Source organism: Allobosea thiooxidans, assembly GCF_900168195.1.
GTDB lineage: Bacteria > Pseudomonadota > Alphaproteobacteria > Rhizobiales > Beijerinckiaceae > Allobosea > Allobosea thiooxidans.
This window is the reverse complement of the sequence record NZ_FUYX01000007.1, coordinates 1-20,762: the sequence shown is the minus strand read 5'-3', so window position 1 is coordinate 20,762 and position 20,762 is coordinate 1. Positions and strand designations below refer to the sequence as shown.

Below are 20,762 nucleotides of genomic sequence, written 5' to 3'. Positions count from 1 at the left end.
CGCATGCGCCAGCGCTTCCTGCCGACGCTGTTCCGCACGACGGCCTTCAAGCTGACGGCGGCCTATCTCGTCATCTTCGCGCTCTTCGCCGCCTTCGTGCTCGGCTACGTCGCCTGGAACGCCCAGCGCCTGCTGACCGACCAGATCCGCTCGACCATCGATGCGGAGATCCAGGGCCTTGCCGAGCAACAGCGCCAGGGCGGCATCCGGCGGCTCGTCAACATCATCGAGCGCCGCTCCCGCGGGCCGGGCGCCTCGCTCTATCTCGTCACCACTCCGGTGGGCGAGCGCATCGCCGGCAATGTCGAGGCGATCCCACCCGGCACGCTCGACCGCACCGGCGAGAGCGAGATCGAATATGCCCGTTCCAGCGAGACCGTGGATACGCCGAGCCGCGCGCTCGTGCGCGTCTTCATGCTGCCGGCAGGGTTCCGCCTGCTCGTCGGTCGCGACCTGGAGGAGCGCCAGCGGCTCGGCATCGTCATCCGCCGCGCCGCCGGCTGGTCGCTCGCCCTGGTCTTCATCCTCGGCTGCTTCGCCAGCTGGTTCGTGGCCCGGCGCGTGCTGAAGCGCGTCGACGGGATGAGCGAGACGGCGCATGCGATCATGGCGGGCGATCTCAAGGGCCGCCTCTCCATCGCGGGGACGGATGACGAACTCGATCGCCTGGCGCTCAACCTGAACGCCATGCTGGACCGCATCGGCGAGTTGATGACCGGCATGCAGCAAGTCACCGACAACATCGCCCATGACCTCAAGACGCCGCTGACGCGCCTGCGCAACCGGGCGGAGGAGGCGCTGCGCAGCTCCAGATCCCCCGACGAGCTGCGAGCCGCGCTCGATGGCGCGATCGAGGAGGCGGACAACCTCATCCGCGTCTTCAACGCCCTGCTGATGCTGGCGCGGTTGGAGGCCGGCCGGGTCAGCGACAACATGGCCGAGCTCGATCTCTCCGAGATCGTCTCGGGGATGGCCGAGCTCTACGAGCCGCTGGCCGAGGAGGCGGGGCTCTCGCTCGTCGGCGAGGTCGAGCCCGGCCTGCGCGTCTTCGGCAATCGCGAGCTGATCGGCCAGGCTCTCGCCAATCTGGTCGACAATGCCCTGAAATATGGCGGACCCGCGCAGGGCGGGGACGGCGTCGTCGCCGTCGCGGCGCGGCGGAACGGGACTTCGATCGAGCTCTCCGTCGCGGATCACGGACCGGGCATTCCGGAACCCGATCGCGGGCGCGTGCTCGACCGTTTCGTCCGGCTCGACACCAGCCGCAGCAAGCCCGGCTTCGGGCTCGGCCTCTCCCTGGCCGCCGGCGTGGTGCGCCTGCATGGCGGCCAGTTGCGTCTCGACGACAATGCGCCGGGCTTACGCGTCGTCATCGTTTTGCCGGCGGCTGAGGCCAAGCCTGTGGAAACGCCTGCGGCTTCCGAGCCTGCGGCCTCGACAGCCGCCGCAAACCCTGCTGGCGTGCCGTCCCTCTGAGGGAGGGCGAGATGGCTGAGCGGCTCTGTGACAGGCTTGGCGCGGCACCGGTGTTGCCGGCGCGCGCCAAGGCCGAGGCGCTGCTGGCGCGCGAGCTGATCGAACGGTTGCATGACGAGGCGGCGGCGGAGGCGCTGAAGCGGCATCTGGCGGAGCACCCGCATAGCGCGGCGCTGGTCGCCGGCGTGCTGGCACACTCGCCCTTCCTGTCGCAGGTGATGCGCTTCGATCCGCAAGGTCTGCTCGCCTGCCTGATCGAGGCGCCGGAGGCGCGCCGCGACGCGCTGCTCGCCGGCATCGAGGCCTTCGCCGCGGCCGGCTGCGAGACGCCCGACCTGATGCGCGAGCTGCGCCGCTTCCGCCGCGCCATGGCGCTCCTGATCGCGCTCGCCGATATCGGCGGTGTCTGGGACGTCGAGACCGTGACGGCGGCGCTGACCGCGACCGCCGACGCGGCCGTGCGGCTCGCGACCGATCATGTGCTGCGTCAGGCCGCCGATCTCGGCCGCATCAATCTGGCCGACCCCGCCGATCCCGGCCCCGGCTCGGGTCTCGTCGTGCTGGCGCTCGGCAAGCACGGCGCCGGCGAGCTCAACTATTCCTCCGACATCGACATCGTCGTCTTCTTCGACCCCGAGGCGGCGGAGGCTGCCGGTGTCGGCGAGCCGTCGAGCTTCTTCGTCAAGCTGACCCAGCAGATCGCGCGCATCATCCAGGAGCGCACGCCGGACGGTTACGTCTTCCGCGTCGATCTGCGGCTGCGGCCCGACCCGGCCTCGACCCATGTCGCGATCGCGCTGCCCTCGGCCTATTCCTATTACGAGACCGTCGGGCAGAATTGGGAACGCGCCGCCATGATCAAGGCGCGTCCCATCGCGGGGGACACCGCGCTCGGCCTGCGCTTCCTTGGCGATCTCGCGCCCTTCATCTGGCGCAAATATTTCGACTTCGCGACCATCGCCGACATCCACGCGATGAAGCGCCAGATCCAGACGGTGAAGGGCCACGAGACCGTCGCCGTCGCGGGCCACAACGTGAAGCTCGGGCGCGGCGGCATCCGCGAGATCGAGTTCTTCGTCCAGACGCAGCAGCTCGTTTTCGGCGGCAGGCGCCCGGCACTGCGCGGGCCGCGGACGCTCGACATGCTCAGGGAGCTGACGAATGAGGGCTGGATCACGCCGCAGGCGCGCGATGAGCTCTCCGAATCCTATCGCTGGCTGCGGATGATCGAGCACCGTCTGCAGATGCGCGACGACGAGCAGACGCAGACCCTGCCCAAGCCGGCGGGCGATCTCGAAGCCTTTGCCCGCTTCAGCGGCTATCCCTCCACGGCTGCATTCGGCAAGGCGTTGACCGCCCATGCCAGGCGCGTCGAGGGGCATTACGCCCTGCTGTTCGAGGAAGGGCCGAGCCTGGCTTCCGAGGCCGGCACGCTGAGCTTCACCGGTTCGGAGCCCGATCCCGAGACGGTCGAGACGCTGGGCAAGCTCGGCTTCCGCGACGGCGTGATCGCGGCGGAGACGGTGCGCGGCTGGCATTTCGGCCGCCGCGCCGCCGTCACCAGCGCCCGCGCCCGCGAAGTGCTGACCGAGCTGACGCCGGCGCTGCTCGTCGCGCTCGGCCGCACCGCCGATCCCGATGGTGCGCTCGCCCATCTCGACAACGCCTTCGTGCGGATGCCGGCCGCGGTCGAGCTGCTGACGCTGCTGCGCTCCCACGATTCCCTGCTGACGCTCTTCGCCGAGATCCTGGGCAGCGCGCCACGCCTCGCCAAGGTCGCGGCGCTGCATCCGCATGTGCTCGACGGCGTCATCGATCCGGCCTTCGGCCAGGCCGTGCTCGACGTCGACACGCTGGAGCGCCGCATCCGCAGCTATGTCGGCTCGCCGCCCCCGAGCGTCGAGGATGGGCTCGACCGGATGCGCGACGCCGCCCGGCAGGAGAATTTCCTCGTCGGCGCGCGCCTGCTCTCCGGCGTCTATGCCGCCGAGGGGGCAGGGCAGGCCTATTGCGCCGTCGCCGAATCCTGCCTGCGGGTTGCCTTCGCCGATACGCGCGCCTCCTTCGCCGCCGATCACGGCGTGATCGAAGGCGCGGAGACTGTGGTGCTCGGGCTCGGCAGGCTCGGCGCCGGTGAGCTGACCCCGTCCTCCGATCTCGATCTGATCCTGCTCTATGACCGCCCGGAGGACGCGGCTTCGAGCAATGGCGCCCGGAGCCTCGACCCGGTCACCTGGCATATCCGCTTCACCCAGCGCCTCGTCGCAGCGCTGACGGTGCCGACACGGCGCGGCACGCTCTACCAGGTCGACATGCGGCTGCGACCGACCGGCAACAAGAGTCCCGCCGCCACCCAGTTCGCCGGCTTCGAGGCCTATCACGCCGGCGAGGCGGAGATCTGGGAGGAGATGGCGCTGACGCGCGCCCGCGTCGTCGCCGGCGATGCCGGTCTGGCCAAGCGGGCCGAGGCCTCGATCCGGGCGATCCTCTCCCGCAAGCGTGAGCCCGCGAAGGTTGCTGCGGCCGTCGCCGAGATGCGGGCCTTGATCGCCAGGGAAAAGGGCGAGAAGGACCCGTGGGACCTGAAGCTCGCGGCCGGAGGCCTGACCGATCTCGACTTCCTCGCCCAGTTCCTGCTGCTCGCCTATGCAAGCGATCACCCCAGCCTGATCGTCAACGACACGGCCGCGGTCTTCGTCGCCGCGCGTGCGGCGGGGCTGCTCGCGGAAGGGGATGCGTCGGTGCTCCTGGAGGCGCATCGCCTGATCGGCGATGTCCAGCTCTGGCAGCGCTTCACGGTCGAGGAGGCCTTCGATCCGAAGGCCGTGCCGCCCCGGGTCCTGCGCCGGATCGCGACGGCGGTCGGCCGACCGGACGCCAAGGTGCTGAAGGCCGAGCTCGACGAGGTCCGCTCGGGCGTGCGGGCGATCTTCACCCGCATCCTGTCGAAGGCGAAGGCCGGCTGAGTCCGGGCAGCTCGCAACCTGGGATATTCCGCCATTCCGGGGCTTCGCTGCTGCGAAGAACCCGGAAGCCGGAACCGATGCTCGCTTCGCGGGACGTTGCCGCGAAAGGCCTCGGCTCCGGGTTCCGGGCCAGGCCTGAGGCCTGCCCCGGAATGGCGTGAATCATGCGGCCGCGGCGGCCGGAAACTAGGCCGCCTGCGCCGTGACGCGGTCGGCGCCGCCGTCGAGCGGCAGGTGGACCATGACGATCGTGCCGGCGCCCATCGCCGAGCGCAGGCGGAGCGATCCGCCGTGCAGCTCGGTCAGCGAGCGGGCGATGGCGAGGCCGAGGCCCGAGCCCTTGTAGCTGCGCACCAGATCGCCCTCGACCTGCTCGAAGGGCCGGCCGACGCGGTCGATCTTCTCCTTGGGGATGCCGATGCCGGTATCCTCGATGAAGATGTTGAGCGCGCCGGGAACATGGCGGGTGCGGACCGCGATCCGCCCGCCTTCCGGCGTGAATTTGGCAGCGTTGTCGAGCAGGTTGCCGAGGATCTGGTAGAGCGCGCGCGGATCGGCTTCGAGATGGGTGTCGAGCGGGCCCTCGATGTTGAGCACCAGCTGCTTGCGCTCGATCTCCGGCTGCACCTTGCGCAGGGCCTGGTCGAGCACCGGGCCGATGGCGATCTCGCTGCGCTCGAGCCGGATCTTGCCGGATTCGAGGCGCGACATGTCGAGGATGTCGTCGATGATGCTGAGCAGGTAGCCGCCGCTGGAGCGGATGTCGCGGACATAGTCGGTGTACTTCTCGCCGAGCGGGCCGAAGAGGCCGTTCTCCATGATCTCGGAGAAGCCGATGATGGCGTTGAGCGGCGTGCGCAGCTCATGGCTCATATTGGCGAGGAATTCGGACTTGGCGCGGTTGGCGCTCTCGGCCGCCGCCTTCTGCTCGAGATAGCGCTCGGCGAGGTCGGCGAGTTGCTGGGCCTGGGCTTCGAGCTTCTGGCGGGACGCCTTGAGGTCGGTGACGTGCATCAGGAGCTGGTGCTCGGATTGCGTCAGCCGCTCTTCCTGCTGCTTGAGCTTGGTGATGTCGGTGCCGACCGAGACCGAGCCGCCATCCTTGGTGCGGCGGCCGTTGATCTGGAGCCAGCGGCCATCCGAGAGCCGCGCCTCATAGGACGAGGAGCCGCCGTTGCCACGCTGCACCCGCGTCGGCTCGCGGTCGATCTGCGGCTGGGCCGAGAGGGCCATGATCTCGTCATGGCTCGCGCCGGATTGCAGGGCCTCGGCCGGGAGCTGGTGGAGCTGCTGGTACTTGGCGTTGCAGAGCACGAGGCGGTTGTCGGCATCCCAGAGCACGAAGGCTTCCGAAATCGCCTCGACGGCGTCGCGCAGGCGGGCGTCGGCGGTGGCGGTGCGTTCCGCCATGCGGCGCTGCTCGGAGATGTCGACAACGATGCCGACGAGGTGGCGCGAGCGGGTGCGGCGGTCGATGACCAGCTCGGCGCGGGCCTTGAGCCAGAGCCACTCGCCCGTGATGGCGCGGACGCGGAATTCCTGGTCGAGATGGCTCGCCTCGCCGCGGCTGATCGCGTCGGCCAGGGCGTAGAGATCGACGTCCTCGTGATGGATGAAGCTCGAGACCTCGCCGAAGGACATGTACTCGCCGGCCCGGTCGTAGCCGAGCAGCGCATACATCGAATCCGACCAGTAGATCCGGCCGCGGGCGAGGTCCCAGTCCCAGAGGCCGCAATGCCCGCGGTTGAGGGCGGTGTCGATGCGCTCGCGCACGCAGTCGCAATCCTCGTCGGCGGCGCTGGCGCGCTTCGACTGCAGCATGAAGGCCAGCGTGATGACGCCGAGGACGAGCCCGGCCGCGCCGAACAGGATGGCGAGGCCCGAGCGGCGAATCTGCCAGACCGAGAGGGCGCGCGAGACCGGCTGCAGCACCGCGACCTGGCCGAGGGGGGCGGCGAGGTTGCGCACGCTGGCGAAGACGTCGGCCCCGTTGGGAAGGTTGATGCGCATCACGCCGGCGCGGTCGCCGAAGACGGTGAGGGGCTGCGTCTGGCCCAGGAAATCGACGAGGGTGCGCTGGGTCTGGCCGATCACCGGCTCGCTGGCGATGACGCGGCCATCGGCGCCGCTGACATGGACGATGCGGCCATGGGCGGCGAGGTGGCGGGCGGTCAGCGCGGCGAGGACGGCGGCGGGTTCCTTGCCCGCCAGTGTCGCGTTGTCGAGTTCGCGGGCGACCAGCGCGGCGACCAGATCCATGTCGCCGGCGGCATCCGCCAATGCGTCGTCGCGCATCGCGGCGGTCTGCAGGATCGCGCCCATGCCGAGGATGACCAGGAAGGCCCCGACGAGGGTGGGGATGAGGGTTCGGAACGCGGGCTCGAAGCTTTCGAAGCGCTGATACCACGGATGGGTCAGCGACCTTGCTACACCCAGAATCGTATCGGCGCGCACAGGTGCGCAGCCCGCGTTGGCACGCGACATGCCCGGTCCCCCTTCGGAACTTTACCGTCAGTAAGATCGGGAGACGTGCCGCATCCCCGCGAATCACTGTCAGTTGAATCCGAGCGACCCGGTTTGTCTAGCTCTGAGTTGAGTCAGCAGTGTCGAATTCGCCTCAGGGTTGTATTATCCGTGCAATGAATCCTGTGCGAGTAATGAAACGTTAATCTTTTGGACAGCTCGCCGTTAACCATCCGGGCGATTCCCTCAGGCGAGCGCCCTTTCGGCGATGTCCGCGACATCCCGCGACAGGTTCGGCGTCCGCGCGACGGTGCCCAGGGCCTCCTGCGCGAGCCGCCTGCGGCCCGGTTCCAGCATGCGCCAGCTCTTGAACGAGCCGAGCAGGCGCGAGGCGACCTGCGGGTTGCTCCGGTCCAGCGCGATGACGATATCGGAGACGAAGCCGTAGCCCTCGCCGTCGGCGCGGTTGAACTGGGTGAGATTGGCGGCGAAGCCGCCGATCAGCGCGCGCACCCGGTTCGGATTGCCGAGCGAGAAAGCCGGGTGCTGCATCAGCCGCTTCACCCGCTCCAGCGTCTCGGATTCGGGGATCAGCGCCTGCGCCATCAGCCACTTGTCGAGCACCAGCGGCTCGCCGGCATAGGCTTCGGCGAAGCGGTCGATCAGCGCCTCGCGTCGCGCGCCGGGGACGAGCGTCATGGCGGCGAGCGCGGCGAGGCGGTCGGTCAGGTTGTCGGCGGCGGCGAATTGCTCCTCGCAGAGGCGGGCTCCTTCGGCGGGTTCGGCCAGCGCGGCAAGCCCCAGCAATTCGTTGCGCAGGGCCCGGCGGCCGGCGGAGGCTGCATCGGGGCGATAGGGGCCGGTCGTCGCCAGGGCGGCGCGCAGGCCGGGCAGGTTGCCGAGCAGGGCCTCGCCGATTGCGGCCGAGAGGCTGCGATGGGCGGCGAACACAGCGTCGGGATCGACGTCGCGGCCGATCTCGCGGGCGATGTCGGCCGGCGACGGCAAGCGCAGCACCTGCGCGGCGAAAGCCGGGTCGGCGAGCGCATCGGTCTTCAGGAAGCCGTCGAACGCCGCGCCGAGGGCGCCGGCGGTCGCGGCCAGCGCCTGCTGGTTCGAACCGGGCTTGCCGGCCGCGACGAGGGCGCGGACGGCTATGGTCTGCAGGGATTGCCAGCGATTGAAGGCGTCGCTGTCGGTCGAGAACAGGCGCAGCAGCGCCGCGTCCGGCAGGTCGAGATCGAGCCGGGCCGGCGCCGAGAAGCCGCGCATCAGCGAGGGGGTCGGCGCCTCGGTCACCTCCTCGAAGGTGATCGAGAGGGCCGCGTCGTCGAGCACGACGAGGCCGTCGCCGGCATAGGCGTTCGAGCTGGTCTGCAGCGGCAGGTCGCCCAGCGCGCCGACGAGGCCGAGCCGGATCGGCAGGACGACCGGCAGCTTCTCGGCCTGGCCGGGCGTCGGCGGCGTGCTCTGCTTGAGGTCGAGCGTGTAGCGCTTGGCCGCCGCGTCGTAGCGGCCGGAGGCGGTGATGGTCGGGGTGCCGGCCTGCTCGTACCAGCGGGCGAAATGGGCGAGGTCCTGGCCCGAGCTCTCGGCGAAGCAGGCGAGGAACTCCTCGATCGTCGCGGCGGTGCCGTCGCAGCGCTCGAAATAGAGGTCCATGCCGCGCCGGAAGGCGTCGTCGCCGATCATGACCTTGAGCATGCGGATCACCTCCGCGCCCTTCTCGTAGACGGTCGGCGTGTAGAAGTTGTTGATTTCCTTATAGGCGCGCGGCCGGACCGGATGGGCGAGGGGGCCTGCATCCTCCGAGAACTGGGTCGAGCGCAGGGTGCGCACATCGGCGATGCGCTTCACCGGCCGGGAGCGCTCGTCCGACGAGAACTCCTGGTCGCGGAAGACGGTGAGTCCTTCCTTCAGGCAGAGCTGGAACCAGTCGCGGCAGGTGATGCGGTTGCCGGTCCAGTTGTGGAAGTACTCATGCGCGATGATCGCTTCGATCGCGGCATAGTCGCCGTCGGTCGCGGTCTGCGGATCGGCGAGGACGTATTTGTCGTTGAAGATGTTGAGGCCCTTGTTCTCCATCGCCCCCATATTGAAGTCGGACACGGCGACGACGTTGAACACGTCGAGATCATAGTTGCGGCCGAAGACCTTTTCGTCCCAGCGCATGCAGCGCACCAGCGAATCGAGCGCCCAGCCGGCGCGCCCGGCCTTGCCGGGCTCGACATAGACGGCGAGCTCGACCTTCTGGCCGTCGGCGGTGACGTAGTCCTGCCGGACATGGTCGAGGGCACCGCCCACCAGCGCGAAGAGATAGGCCGGCTTGGGGTGCGGATCGTGCCAGACCGCGAAATGCCGGTCGCTGCCCGGCATCTCGCCGGTCGCCACCAGATTGCCGTTGGAGAGCAGCACCGGCGCCTCGGCCTTCGCCGCCTCCAGCCTGACCGTGTAGACGCTCATCACGTCCGGCCGGTCGAGGAAATAGGTGATGCGGCGGAAGCCGTCCGCCTCGCATTGCGTGCAGTAGACCTTGGACGAGCGGTAGAGCCCCATCAGCTTGGTGTTGGCGGAGGGGTCGACCTCGGTCTCGATGGTCAGCGTGAAGTCGTGCGGCGGCGGGGCTGGGATCGTCAACGCCTGCGGCGTCACGGTGAAGGCCGAGGCGTCGAGCGGCTTGCCGTCGAGGCTGAGCGCCTTCAGCGCGAGCTCGTCGCCATCGAGCGTGAGCGGCGCGCCCGGCTGCCCTTCCGGGTTGGGGCGGAGCGCGATCAGTGCCCGCACGCGCGTCTTCTGCGGATGCAGGCTGATGTCGAGATCGACCGTGTCGATCAGCCAGTCGGAGGGGCGGTAATCCTCGAGGCGGATCAGCGGAGCATCGTCGGTGCGCATGCTTCGTATCTAAAGCCTCTCGATCGTCATTGCGAGCGCAGTGAAGCAATCCAGAGGACTGGGCTGAACCGTTCGAGCCAGCGGCCCCTGGATTGCTTCGTTGCTTCGCTCCTAGCAATGACGATCGACGCGTTCTCAGGACGCGACGGCCGGCTCCGCATGGCTCACCAGCCGGCAGACCTGGGGGCGCGCGAGCCGCACCGCCCGTTCGATCGCATCGACGGCGTCGTGCACGGCGGCGACGTTCAGCGCCGGATCGACCCGGCAGTGGTAGTTGACGACGAGCCCCTTGGCCGTCTGCCGGACGCGCACGCTGTGGATGTCGTGGATCGGGCCGGAAAGCTTCGCCGCCTCGCCGGCGAGCGCCTTGCCGATGTCCTCGACTGTCTCCCAGGCCGCGTTGTGGCCGGCTGGCTGGCCGGTCTCCATCGGCTCGATATGGGTCTCGACCTCGGTCTCGCCGCCGAACTCCGCGCGGATCGCGTTTTCGAGCCGGGTCGCGACCTCGTGCGCCTCGCCGAGCGGCAGCGCGGCGTCGACCTCCATGTCGAGGCTGACGGACAATTTCTCGCCGATGCTGTGCACGGTGACGTGGTGCACGGGAATCTTGAGCTTCAGCGCGATCAGCAGCACGCGCTCCAGCACGGTCTCGTCGTCGACCTGCACCGGATCGGCCGTGATCGTGATCGCGGCATCCGGCTCGGCCGCCTGCAGGGCCTGGCCGAGTTCGGCCTTGATCGCGGTGACGCGTTCGAGCGGCAGGGTCCGCGAGACGCTGATGCCGATCTCGCCATGGACACGCCCGCCGGTCGGCCGGACGCGGAGCCAGTTGATGCCGACCACGCCCGGCACGCGCCGCGCGATCTCTCGCAGCTTTTCGCCGACACCTTCGGGGGCGGTGTCCATCAGCGTGTCGAGCACGCGCCGGGCGAGCCGGTAGGCCGAGAACGCGGTGTAGGCGGCGATGGCGAAGGCGGCGGCGGTGTCGGCCCGCTCGAAGCCGTACCAGACGCCGATCAGGCCGACGAGCACCAGCGTCGAGCCGATGAAGTCGGCGGAGAAATGGGTGGCCTCGCCGGCCAGGGCCTCGCTGCCCGTCTCCTTGGCGACCTTGGTCAGCGAGCGCCAGCGGATGGCGTCCACGATCATCGAGAGAACCAGAACGCCGATGACGAGCGGCGTCACCGCGACATGCTCGATCACGCTGTTCCAGAGCCGGTTGCCCGCCTCCCACAGGATCGCGCCCGCGAGCGTGAACAGGATCGCGGTCTCGACCAGCGCGGCAAGCGCCTCGACCTTGCCATGGCCGTAATGATGCTCATCGTCGGCCGGCTTGTCGGAGGCGCGCACCGCGAACCATGTGAACAGCGTCGAGCCGACGTCGACCAGCCCCTGCAGCGCGTCGGTCAGCAGGGCGAGCGAGCCGGAAATGATGGCGCCGACCATCTTCGCGGCCGTCAGCAGGATCGTCGCCATCACCGAGAGGATGGCGGCGCGCTGCTTGATCTGCGCGATCTGGGCCGGTGTGGCGCGCTCAGCCGGGACCATGGCAGGCCCGTCTTGCGTTGTGGTCATGGCTCGTCCTGATGGTGGTGTCTTGGCGAGTTCACTCGGAACGCCGATGCTCTTGCCTGATTTGGGCAATGGATCAACCCTGCTCCCCCTCAGCGAGGTCAGCGAGGAAAGACGATGCGTTATCTCCACACCATGGTGCGCGTGACCGATTTGGATCAGGCGCTGGATTTCTACGTCAACAAGTTCGGCTTGGTCGAAACCCGCCGCATCGAGAACGAGAAAGGCCGCTTCACCCTGGTCTTCCTCGCCGCGACCGACGATCTCGACGCTGCCCGTGCCGGCGCCTCGCGCGGCCGGCCGACGCTGGAGCTGACCTATAACTGGGATCCGGAAACCTATACCGGCGGCCGCAATTTCGGCCATCTCGCCTATGAGGTCGACGACATCTACGCGACCTGCGACAAGCTGATGAAGGCCGGCATCACGATCAACCGCCCGCCGCGCGACGGCAACATGGCCTTCATCCGCTCGCCCGACAACATCTCGATCGAGCTGCTCCAGAAGGGCGAGCCGAAGGCCCCGGCCGAGCCGTGGCTGAGCATGCCGAACACCGGCAGCTGGTAAGCGCCTCCGCGTTTGGCGCGCGATAGCCTCCATGATATCATTTAATGATATCATGGAGGCAGCGATGGGTATTCTCGTTCGCGATCCGAAGATCGACCGCATGGTCCGCGAGCTCGCGGAGCGCGACGGTATCAGTCTGCAGGCCGCCATCGGCATGGCTGTGGAGCGCGAGCTGAAGCGCCGCGAGGAGCGGCGCCGGCAGGTCGATGAGGCGACGCGCAGGGCGCAGGAAAGGCTGGGGGCTTACCCGACCGTCGACGATGGCCTGACCCACAAGGAGTTCTTCGACCGCGAGTACGGCGACGCCTGATGTTTCTGGATGCCTCCATCATCGTGGCGAACCTGCTGGAAGAGCCTGAGGCTCCCTCGATCAGGGCATTGCTCGTCGACGAGAGTGAGGTCGTGACGTCGCCTCTCGCCCTGTTCGAGGCGTCGATGCGCCTGGCAGCGGTGAAGGGCTTCCGCATCGACGAAGGATACAGAATCGTACGGGACTTCCTGGACGATGCCAGGATTCGCGTTGTCGCGATCGATGATACCGTCGGCCGGATCGCCCACGCTTGTGCAGCAGTCTACCACCGTTCGACCCGCCATCCTGCGCGCTTGAACATGGGCGATTGCTTCGCCTATGCCTCCGCCCGGGCCGCCGGCATGAAGCTCGCCTATAAGGGCGACGATTTCGGCCATACGGATATCGAAGGCCAGCGCTTTGGCTCCTGAACCCGCTCGCACCGGCGTCTTCTGCCTCGGCATCGCCACGCTCGACTATGTCTACAGTGTCGAGACGATGCCGACGCGTGGCGAGAAATATCGTTCGCGCGGGCTTGCCGTGGTCGGCGGCGGCTGCGCCGGCAATGCCTCTGTCGCCATTGCGCGGCTCGGCGGCGCCTGCTGGCTGGCGACGCGGCTCGCCGACGACCTGACCGGGGATCAGATCGTCGCGGATCTGCAGGCGGAGGGCATCGACACCGGTTTTGCGCGCCGTGTTGCCGGGCTGCGCTCGCCGGTCTCCGCCATCCTCGTCGACGCGCAGGGCGAGCGCATGGTGATCTCCTATTCCGATCCGGCCATGCCGGAGGATGTCGCCTGGCTGCCGCGCAGGCTTCCGAAGGGAGCGGGCGCGGTGCTCGCCGATACGCGCTGGGGGGAGGGGGCGCTGGCAGCGCTGAAGCTCGCTCGTGCCGCCGGCGTTCCCGGCGTGCTCGACGGGGATCGCAAGCCGCCGCATCCGGACCTCGTCGGAACCGCGAGCCATGTCGCCTTCAGCCAGCAGGCCCTGCGCGAGATCTCCGGCGAGGAGGACCCGCGCGCCGGACTCGCCCGCCTCGCGGCCGGCGTCCCGACCTGGCTGGCGGTGACGCTCGGCAAGGACGGGGTGCTCTTCGTCGAAGACGGCGAGGTGCGGCATATGCCGGCTTTCGCGGTGGAGACGGTGGATACGCTCGGAGCCGGCGATGTCTGGCACGGCGCCTTCACGCTCGCCCTCGCCGAGGGGCAGGACGAGCCCTCCGCGATCCGCTTCGCCTCGGCTGCGGCGGCGATCAAATGCACGCGTTTCGGCGGCCGCAGCGGCGCCCCCCGGCGCGACGAGGTCGAGCGCTTCCTGGCGCAGGCGCCGCACTGACGCGGCCTGTCCGAAGGGGTGCCGGCTAGTGACTTCTCCCGCCGGCTTGCGGGCGGCGTCGCGTGTCCGTCACGCATCTGGGGCATCTGGTCCGGCGCGCGTTGGCGCATCGGATCAATCTCAGGAGAGAGCACCATGCTGGCGATCCAGGGCCTGAAATGCATCTACGATACCGCCGGGCGGAACTGGTCGGTCGAACTCGTCGTCAAGGCCGAGGGCGCGGAGACCCTGCGTCGCTTCGATGTCCACGGGCCGGACGATGCCGAAATGCTGATCCAGGCGTTCGAGGATTCCTCCGTCAGCGCCTTCGACCCTGAAACCGGCGAGATCGTTTTCGGTTACGAATATCTGGACCTCGATGCCGAGGACGAGGATGAGGATGATGACGCGGAAGAGGATTCCGCCGAGGATGACGCGGAAAGCGAGGAGAAGGCCAAGGCCTGACGCTGGCGGTCTGGCCGGACGGCAGCCCGGAGGAGCCTGCTCCTTCGGGCGAACAGGGCCGGCGCGGGCGCTTCCGCGCCGCGACCGGGCGCGGCGCGCTGCCGCGACGGGGAAGAAGGCATGACGAAGCAGGTCGACGAAACCCCCGCCGGTCCGCCGGCTGCCGTGATCGAGGCGCCGGGCACCACCGGCTCCGCCGGCAAGAAGCGCGGCATCTGCGCCATCAGCGGCCAGGAGATGGCGCGCCGGAACCTGGTCGAGATCGGCACGCTGCGGCCCGCCCTTGTCGATCATATCCGGGCCGACTTTCCAGAACTGCCCGACCATGCGCTGATCAGCCTGAAGGAGCTGGCGCGCTATCGCACGCGCTATGTCGAGGAGATCCTGCGCGAGGAGCACGGCGAATATTCCGATCTCGACCGGGAGGTGGCCGAGAGCATCGCCCGGCAGGAGACTATCGCCGAGAACGTCGAGGACGATTTCGAGGAGCGCCGCACGCTGGGCGAAAGGTTCTCGGACAACCTCGCGAGCTTCGGCGGATCCTGGGCCTTCCTGATCAGCTTTGGCGTCGTGCTGGTCGTGTGGATGGCGATCAACGCCGCGATCGGGCAGGCGGGCGCCTTCGACCCCTATCCCTTCATCCTGCTCAACCTCGTGCTGTCCTGCCTGGCTGCGGTGCAGGCGCCGATCATCATGATGAGCCAGAAGCGGCAGGAGACGAAGGACCGCCTGCGCTCGCTCAACGACTATCAGGTCAATCTCAAGGCCGAGCTCGAGATCCGGCACCTGCACGAGAAGATGGATCACCTCGTCACGCGGCAATGGCAGCGCCTCGCCGAGATCCAGCAGGTCCAGCTCGAGATGCTGCAGGAGGCGCAGCTGCCGAAGGCGAAACCGAAGCGGCGCAAGAAGCCGGCGGCCAAGAAGAAGCCGGCGCCGGTCGAAGCCTCTTCTCCCGACCGGCCGGAAACGACGGACTAGCAGGACAGAAGACCCTCGACAGCCCTGCAGGAGGGGGCTGCTCGACCGCCGCTTGACTCCTCTCCCTGCCGTCGGTCTTTTCGTCGGCAAAGGAATCCATTGGGGAGGATGATGATGGTTGCTTCGCGTCTGGCGCCCGCTGGCGCGCTTCTGGCCGGGTTGATGCTGTCCGCTGCGGCGCAGCCGGCCTTGGCTCAGGGGCAGGTCACGGTTTACTGCTCGATCCTGGAAGAGCAGTGCCGCGAGGGCGCGGCGATGTTCGAGAAGGCGACCGGCATCAAGGTCTCGATGGTGCGCAAGAGCACGGGGGAGGTCTATGCCCAGGTCAAGGCCGAGGCCTCCAACCCCCGCGGCGATGTCTGGTGGGGCGGCCCGGGCGAGCCGCATCTGCAGGCCGCGGAGGAGGGGCTCCTGGACGAGTACAAGTCGCCGAAGCTGCCCGAGCTGCACGATTGGGCGCAGCGCCATGCCGAGCAGTCGAAGTTCCGCACCAACGGCATCTATCTCGGCGCGCTCGGCGTCGGCTACAACACCGAGGTGCTGAAGAAGAAGGGCATCGCCGCGCCGAAATGCTGGGCGGACCTGCTTGATCCGAAGCTGCGCGACGAGGTCCAGATCGCCGATCCGAGCTCTTCCGGCACGGCCTATGTCTTCCTGGCGACGACGGTTCAGCGCCTCGGCGAGGAGAAGGGCTTCGAGTTCCTCAAGAGCCTGCACAAGAACATCAGCCAGTACACCAAGTCCGGCATCGCGCCGGTGAAGGCGGCTGCGCTCGGCGAGACGGCGGTCGGCATCGCCTTCATCCACGACATGCTGACGCAGAAGCTGCAGGGCGCGCCGATCGAAACCGTCGCCCCCTGCGAGGGCACCGGCTACGAGACCGGCTCGGTCTCGATCATCAAGGGCGGCAAGAACCCGGAGGCCGCGCGCAAATTCGTCGATTTCACGCTCTCGCCCGATGCCCAGAACATCAACGCGAAGCTGAAGATCAACTCGATCCCGTCGAACAAGAATTCGCTGCTGTCGCCGGACGCGCCGAAATTCGCCGAGATGAAGCTGATCGACTACGACACCCCGCGCTGGGGCTCGCCGGCCGAGCGCTCGCGCCTGCTCAAGAAGTTCGACACCGAGGTCAAGGCGCTGCCGCGCTGAGACCATCTGTGACATCTGCGCTTGGTAGCACGGCCGCCGGTTTGTGCTACTAAGCTGCGATCCGGGCTCGGGCGCATATTGTGCCGGGCCCCAGCATGGGATCGCCGCATATGCTTCGCGCCACTTCCGTCCTTCGCAAGCCCGCCGTCCGCGCCGACCGCGTCGTCGATACGTTGAGCCTCGGCCATCGCGACCGCAGCCTCGACGGGGTGACGGTGACGGCGGAGGGCGGCCTGGAATTCGCGATCTCGCTCGACAAGCCGACCTCGTTCAACGACGGCGACGCGCTGAAGCTGGAGGACGGCCGCCTCGTGCAGGTCAAGGCCGCGCCGGAGAAGCTCCTGGAGGTCCGCGCCGAGAACCCGCTGCGGCTGGTGCGCCTCGCCTGGCATCTCGGCGGCCACCATGTCCCGGCCGAGATGACGGCCGACGCGCTCTATGTCCCCGCCGATCCGTCCCTGGCCGAGCTGGTCCGCGGGCAGGGTTGCGCCATGGCGGAGGTGGAGCGCCCGTTCCAGCCGGAGCCCGAGGTTCATCACCATGCCCATGGCGACGATTGCGGCTGCGGGCACGACCATCATCACCATGACCATCATCATGGTCACGATCATGGCCACGGACATCACCATGAGCACCATGGCCATGATCACGCGCATGGCCACAAGCACGATCATGATCACAAGCATGCCCATGGCGAGGGTTGCGGCTGCGGCCATGACCACGACCATCACGGCCATGGCCATCACGATCATGGCCACGGCCACGGTGCCGCGCATGGCCACAAGGGCCATTCCCACGATCATTGAGGCAGATGCTGGGCGTCATGCTCGGGCTTGGCCCGAGCATCTCAGGACGAGAACGCGCCCCCTTCTGCAAGAGATTCCCGGGTCTGCGCTTCGCTTCGCCCGAGAATGACGGCTGTGACCTCTTGCAAAGGCGGGCCTTCGGCCCGCCTTTCGCGTTTCAGGCCGCGTAGCCCTTGACCTGCGCCAGCGCGGTCATCACGCCGCGGAGTTCCGCCAGCCCGCGCAGGCGCCCGACGGCCGGATAGCCCGGGAAGCTGCCCTTGCCGACATCGTCGAGCAGTTCGTGGCCGTGGTCGGGCCGCATCGGGATCTGCCAATGCGGATGGCTTTCAGCCTTCCGGCGCTGCTCCTCGGCCATCAGCGCATCGACCAGCGCGACCATGTCGGTATCCCCGCCGAGATGTTCGGCTTCCATGAAGGAGCCGTCCGGGTCCTTGGCGACGTTGCGCAGATGCGCGAACCAGATCTTGTCGGCGAAGCGGCGGGCGATGCCGGGCACGTCGTTTTTCGGGTTCGCCCCGAGCGAGCCCGAGCACAGGGTCAGGCCGTTCGCGGGGGATTCGACCGAGCCGAGGATGAAGGCGATGTCGTCCTCGGTCGAGCAGATCCGCGGCAGGCCGAAGAGCGAGCGCGGCGGGTCGTCCGGATGGATGCACATGCGGATGCCGACCTCCTCGGCAGTCGGGATGATCGCCTCGAGGAAGCGCTTGAGATTGGCGCGCAGCTTGTCATGCGTCATGCCGGCATAGCGCTCGAGGATGCGGGCGAGGCCGGGCAGGTCGTAGCGGTCGAAGGCACCGGGCAGGCCCGCCATGACGCTGGAGAGCAGCCGGTCGCGATCGGCCTGCGTCGAGTTGTCGAACCAGGCCTTGGCCTTGTCCATAACTTCGGCCGTATGGCCTTCCTCGGCGCCCTTGCGCTTCAGCATGAAATGGTCGAGCGCGACATATTCGTGCAGGTTGAAGCGCAGCGCCGTGCCGCCGCCCGGCAGCTTGTGGGCAAGCTCGGTGCGGGTCCAGTCCAATACGGGCATGAAGTTATAGCAGATCACCTGCAGGCCGCAGGCGGCGAGGTTGCGCATCGACTGGCGGTAGTTCTCGAAGATGGGTTCGAGGTCACCTTCGCCGATCTTGACGCTCTCATGGATCGGCAGGCTCTCGACCACCTTCCATTCGAGGCCGAGGCTCTTGTCGCTGCGGACGATCTCCTGGCGCTTCTCGATCTCCTCGACGCTCCACACCACGCCATAGGGAATCTGGTGCAGCGAGTTGACGATGCCGGTCGCGCCGGCCTGCCTGGCCTGCGCCAGAGTCACGACGTCGTCCGGCCCGAACCAGCGCCAGCATTGTTCCATGGTCGCGTTTCCTTCGCGGTATTATTCTGGGAAGATCGATCGGCTCGTCAGTCGAGCCGGATTGGCGGGGCCGAGCCGGCAAAGGCGTCGACATGCTTCCGTGCGATGTTCTCGATCGCGGCGAAGACGGTGCGCAGATGGGCGCGCATCGCCTTCTCGGCCTCGGCCTCGCTGCCGTTGCTGATGCTCTCGGCGATGCCGCGATGCTCCCGCATGATCATGTCCGGCCAGGCCGCGCTTTCGAGCGACAGGCAGCGCACACGGTCGAGCTGCGCCTTGACGCTCTCGATCAGGCTCCAGACCGCCGGATGGCCGGCGAGCCGCGATATCTCGGCGTGGAACGCATCGTCATGGCGGAAGAAGGCGGCCTGGTCGCCGGTGGCGAGATCGCGCTCCTGCTGGCGGATATGGCGCTCCAGCGTCGCCTTGCCGGCATCGTCGATATGCCGGGCGGCGAGCACGACCGTGCGGCATTCCAGCGTCTCGCGCACGAACTGGCTGTCATAGACGGAGGCGATGTCGATCGGCGCGACGAAGGTGCCGACCTGCGGCACGACCGAGAGGAAGCCTTCCTCGGCCAGCCGCTTGAACGCCTCGCGCACCGGCGTGCGGCTGACCCCGAAGCGCACGGCCATGCGCGCTTCCGACATGGCTTCGCCGGGACGCAGCGTGGTGCTCAGGATGTCTCCTCGCAGCGCGCGGTAGATCTGGTCGGTGGTCTGCCTTGCTGCAGGAGTGCCCATTGCCAAGCTCTGGTCGACTAGTATACTAGGATACCGATTAATCCGGCCCTGCGTCAACTTTATACGTGGGGTGGATTGATGAGCCAGTCCCGGAGGCGGCGACCCGGGGCCGAGTCACAAGAAGACGAAAGCCATGTGGAGGGACAGACCATGAGTCAGGACAACATCAACCGGCGTCATTTCATTGGTGGTATCGCCGGTCTTGGCGTCGCGGCGCATGCGCCGGGCGCCTTCGCGCAGCAGCTCAAGCTCCCCGCGTCGCCGCTCACGATCAGCGTCATCGATGTCGGCGGCGCCCTGGCCCTGGTCCAGGCGCCGCTGGAGAACTATGCCAAGGCCAATCCCAAGGCCGTCTCGCGGATGGTCTTCACCAAGGCCCCGGCGCCCGAGCTGCCGGCCAAGCTGAAGGCCCAGCAGAACGCCGGCCGTTCCGATATCGACTTCGTCATCGGCGGTCTCGACGTGCTCTCGGCCGGTATCGACCAGAAGCTCTGGGTCGATCTGCTGCCGCGCCTGCAGGCCGAGCTGCCGAAGCCGGAGGACATCTACCTCAAGCCGGCGCTCGCCATGCACAATCTCGGGCAGGGCCAGGCCATGGCGATGGTCTATTATCCCTCCGGCCCGCTGCTCGAATACATGCCGGACAAGGTCAAGAACGTGCCGACCACGGCCGAGGAGCTCCTGGCCTGGACGAAGCAGAACAAGAACCGCTTCCTCTATGCCCGCCCGGCCAATTCCGGCCCTGGCCGCACCTGGATCATGGGGCTGCCCTATCTCCTTGGCGACAAGGATCCGAAGGATCCGGAGAAGGGCTGGGACAAGACCTGGGCCTATCTCAAGGAGCTCGGCGAGAACATCGAGTACTACCCGGGCGGCACCGGTGCGACGATGAAGGAACTCGGCGACGGCACGCGCGACATCATCGTTTCGACCACCGGCTGGGACATCAACCCGCGCGTGCTCGGCATCGTGCCGAAGGAAGCCAAGATTCAGGCGCTGAAGGGCTTCCACTGGGTCACGGACGCCCAGTACATGATGATCCCCAAGGGTGTCTCCGGCGAGAAGCTCGCGGTGCTGCTCGACCTGATCCGCCACATGCTGACGCCCGCGCAGCAGGCTTTCACCTATGACGAGGGCTATTTCTATCCGGGCCCGGCGGTGAAGGACGTGCCGCTCTCGATGGCCCCGGCCTCCAGCCAGAAGGCCATCGCCGAGTTCGGCCGGCCGGAATACGAGAAGCTGATCGCCGACAATCCGATGGAAACCCCGCTCGACCCCGACAAGATGGTCATCGCCTTCCGCATCTGGGACGAGCAGGTCGGCGGCGCCAAGAAGAAGTAGGGACTGGCCTAGCGGCGGCGGGCTCCGGTATTCAGGCCGGTGTCCGCCGTCGGGCATCCTTCGACACCGTTCTGCAGAATCCGGAAGCCATGACCATCAACGCAGCCTCGTTCCGCGAGCTTCGGCTCGATCGCCTGAGCCGTGACTTCGGCACCCACAACGCGCTCAAGGACGTCTCGCTGACGATCGGCAAGGGCGAGTTCATCGCGCTGCTCGGGCCTTCGGGCTGCGGCAAGTCGACGACGCTCAACCTGATCGCCGGCCTGCTGCCGGCGACCGGCGGCGGCATCTGGCTCGACGACAAGCGCATCGACCCTTTGAGGCCGGAAGAGCGCGGCTTCGGCATGGTCTTCCAGAACTACGCGCTGTTCCCGCACATGA

The 20,762-nt window shown here is 67.9% G+C and carries 17 protein-coding genes; 12 read left to right on the top strand and 5 right to left on the bottom strand.

Translation table 11 applies throughout. The features are described 5' to 3' along the window. Positions 1 to 3: 3 nt before the first annotated feature. The gene (locus B5Y19_RS13835) at positions 4 to 1,476 is read left to right on the top strand and encodes a HAMP domain-containing sensor histidine kinase (RefSeq protein ID WP_055730577.1); all 1,473 of its coding nucleotides are present in this window, start codon (positions 4 to 6) and stop codon (positions 1,474 to 1,476) included. Between the two features lie 11 nt (positions 1,477 to 1,487). Next, positions 1,488 to 4,442 carry a bifunctional [glutamine synthetase] adenylyltransferase/[glutamine synthetase]-adenylyl-L-tyrosine phosphorylase gene (locus B5Y19_RS13830; RefSeq protein ID WP_079591620.1) on the top strand — a complete coding sequence of 985 codons (2,955 nt, stop codon included), beginning with the start codon at positions 1,488 to 1,490 and terminating at the stop codon, positions 4,440 to 4,442. Between the two features lie 186 nt (positions 4,443 to 4,628). Here the strand turns inward: B5Y19_RS13830 and B5Y19_RS13825 are convergent, their stop codons facing one another. From B5Y19_RS13825 to B5Y19_RS13815, 3 genes are all read right to left on the bottom strand, one after another. Then, on the bottom strand, positions 4,629 to 6,926 hold the full coding sequence (locus tag B5Y19_RS13825) for a PAS domain-containing sensor histidine kinase (protein ID WP_055730575.1): 2,298 nt from the start codon (positions 6,924 to 6,926) through the stop codon (positions 4,629 to 4,631). A 225-nt stretch (positions 6,927 to 7,151) separates the two neighbouring features. Then, positions 7,152 to 9,797 (bottom strand): aminopeptidase N, encoded by a 2,646-nt coding sequence (pepN, locus tag B5Y19_RS13820; protein ID WP_055730574.1) that lies wholly within the window; start codon positions 9,795 to 9,797, stop codon positions 7,152 to 7,154. Positions 9,798 to 9,932: 135 nt separating this feature from the next. After that, positions 9,933 to 11,372 (bottom strand): cation diffusion facilitator family transporter, encoded by a 1,440-nt coding sequence (locus B5Y19_RS13815; RefSeq protein ID WP_079591619.1) that lies wholly within the window; start codon positions 11,370 to 11,372, stop codon positions 9,933 to 9,935. Between the two features lie 114 nt (positions 11,373 to 11,486). Between B5Y19_RS13815 and B5Y19_RS13810 the strand changes: the two genes are divergently transcribed. The 8 genes from B5Y19_RS13810 to B5Y19_RS13775 all read left to right on the top strand — a co-directional run bounded on the left by B5Y19_RS13810 (position 11,487) and on the right by B5Y19_RS13775 (position 16,943). Beyond that, a complete protein-coding gene (locus B5Y19_RS13810) occupies positions 11,487 to 11,936 on the top strand; it encodes a VOC family protein (protein ID WP_055730572.1) in 450 nt (149 codons plus the stop codon). A gap of 64 nt (positions 11,937 to 12,000) precedes the next feature. Continuing rightward, the gene (locus B5Y19_RS13805) at positions 12,001 to 12,246 is read left to right on the top strand and encodes a type II toxin-antitoxin system VapB family antitoxin (RefSeq protein ID WP_176168625.1); all 246 of its coding nucleotides are present in this window, start codon (positions 12,001 to 12,003) and stop codon (positions 12,244 to 12,246) included. Next, complete coding sequence (locus B5Y19_RS13800) at positions 12,246 to 12,656, top strand: type II toxin-antitoxin system VapC family toxin (RefSeq protein WP_055730570.1); 411 nt, start codon at positions 12,246 to 12,248, stop codon at positions 12,654 to 12,656. Before B5Y19_RS13805 ends, B5Y19_RS13800 begins: the two co-directional genes overlap by 1 nt. Beyond that, positions 12,646 to 13,560: a PfkB family carbohydrate kinase gene (locus B5Y19_RS13795; RefSeq protein WP_055730569.1), complete on the top strand. Its 915-nt coding sequence runs from the start codon at positions 12,646 to 12,648 to the stop codon at positions 13,558 to 13,560. Before B5Y19_RS13800 ends, B5Y19_RS13795 begins: the two co-directional genes overlap by 11 nt. Positions 13,561 to 13,695: 135 nt before the next feature. Further along, positions 13,696 to 14,004, top strand: a complete 309-nt coding sequence (locus B5Y19_RS13790) for a hypothetical protein (protein ID WP_079591616.1) — start codon at positions 13,696 to 13,698, stop codon at positions 14,002 to 14,004. A 120-nt stretch (positions 14,005 to 14,124) separates the two neighbouring features. After that, positions 14,125 to 14,985 carry a DUF1003 domain-containing protein gene (locus B5Y19_RS13785; RefSeq protein ID WP_079591615.1) on the top strand — a complete coding sequence of 287 codons (861 nt, stop codon included), beginning with the start codon at positions 14,125 to 14,127 and terminating at the stop codon, positions 14,983 to 14,985. A 114-nt stretch (positions 14,986 to 15,099) separates the two neighbouring features. Beyond that, complete coding sequence (locus B5Y19_RS13780; RefSeq protein WP_197282503.1) at positions 15,100 to 16,137, top strand: ABC transporter substrate-binding protein; 1,038 nt, start codon at positions 15,100 to 15,102, stop codon at positions 16,135 to 16,137. A 110-nt stretch (positions 16,138 to 16,247) separates the two neighbouring features. Further along, the gene (locus B5Y19_RS13775; protein ID WP_055730567.1) at positions 16,248 to 16,943 is read left to right on the top strand and encodes an urease accessory protein UreE; all 696 of its coding nucleotides are present in this window, start codon (positions 16,248 to 16,250) and stop codon (positions 16,941 to 16,943) included. 157 nt (positions 16,944 to 17,100) lie between these two features. On the opposite strand, the gene uxuA is transcribed toward B5Y19_RS13775, so the two are convergent. Beyond that, positions 17,101 to 18,297 (bottom strand): mannonate dehydratase, encoded by a 1,197-nt coding sequence (gene uxuA / locus B5Y19_RS13770; RefSeq protein ID WP_055730566.1) that lies wholly within the window; start codon positions 18,295 to 18,297, stop codon positions 17,101 to 17,103. A 47-nt stretch (positions 18,298 to 18,344) separates the two neighbouring features. Then, positions 18,345 to 19,040: a GntR family transcriptional regulator gene (locus B5Y19_RS13765; RefSeq protein ID WP_055730565.1), complete on the bottom strand. Its 696-nt coding sequence runs from the start codon at positions 19,038 to 19,040 to the stop codon at positions 18,345 to 18,347. Between the two features lie 150 nt (positions 19,041 to 19,190). Between B5Y19_RS13765 and B5Y19_RS13760 the strand changes: the two genes are divergently transcribed. Beyond that, a complete protein-coding gene (locus B5Y19_RS13760) occupies positions 19,191 to 20,381 on the top strand; it encodes an extracellular solute-binding protein (protein ID WP_079591614.1) in 1,191 nt (396 codons plus the stop codon). 95 nt (positions 20,382 to 20,476) lie between these two features. Continuing rightward, a partial coding sequence (locus B5Y19_RS13755; RefSeq protein ID WP_176168631.1) for an ATP-binding cassette domain-containing protein occupies positions 20,477 to 20,762 on the top strand: 286 nt, incomplete at its 3' end.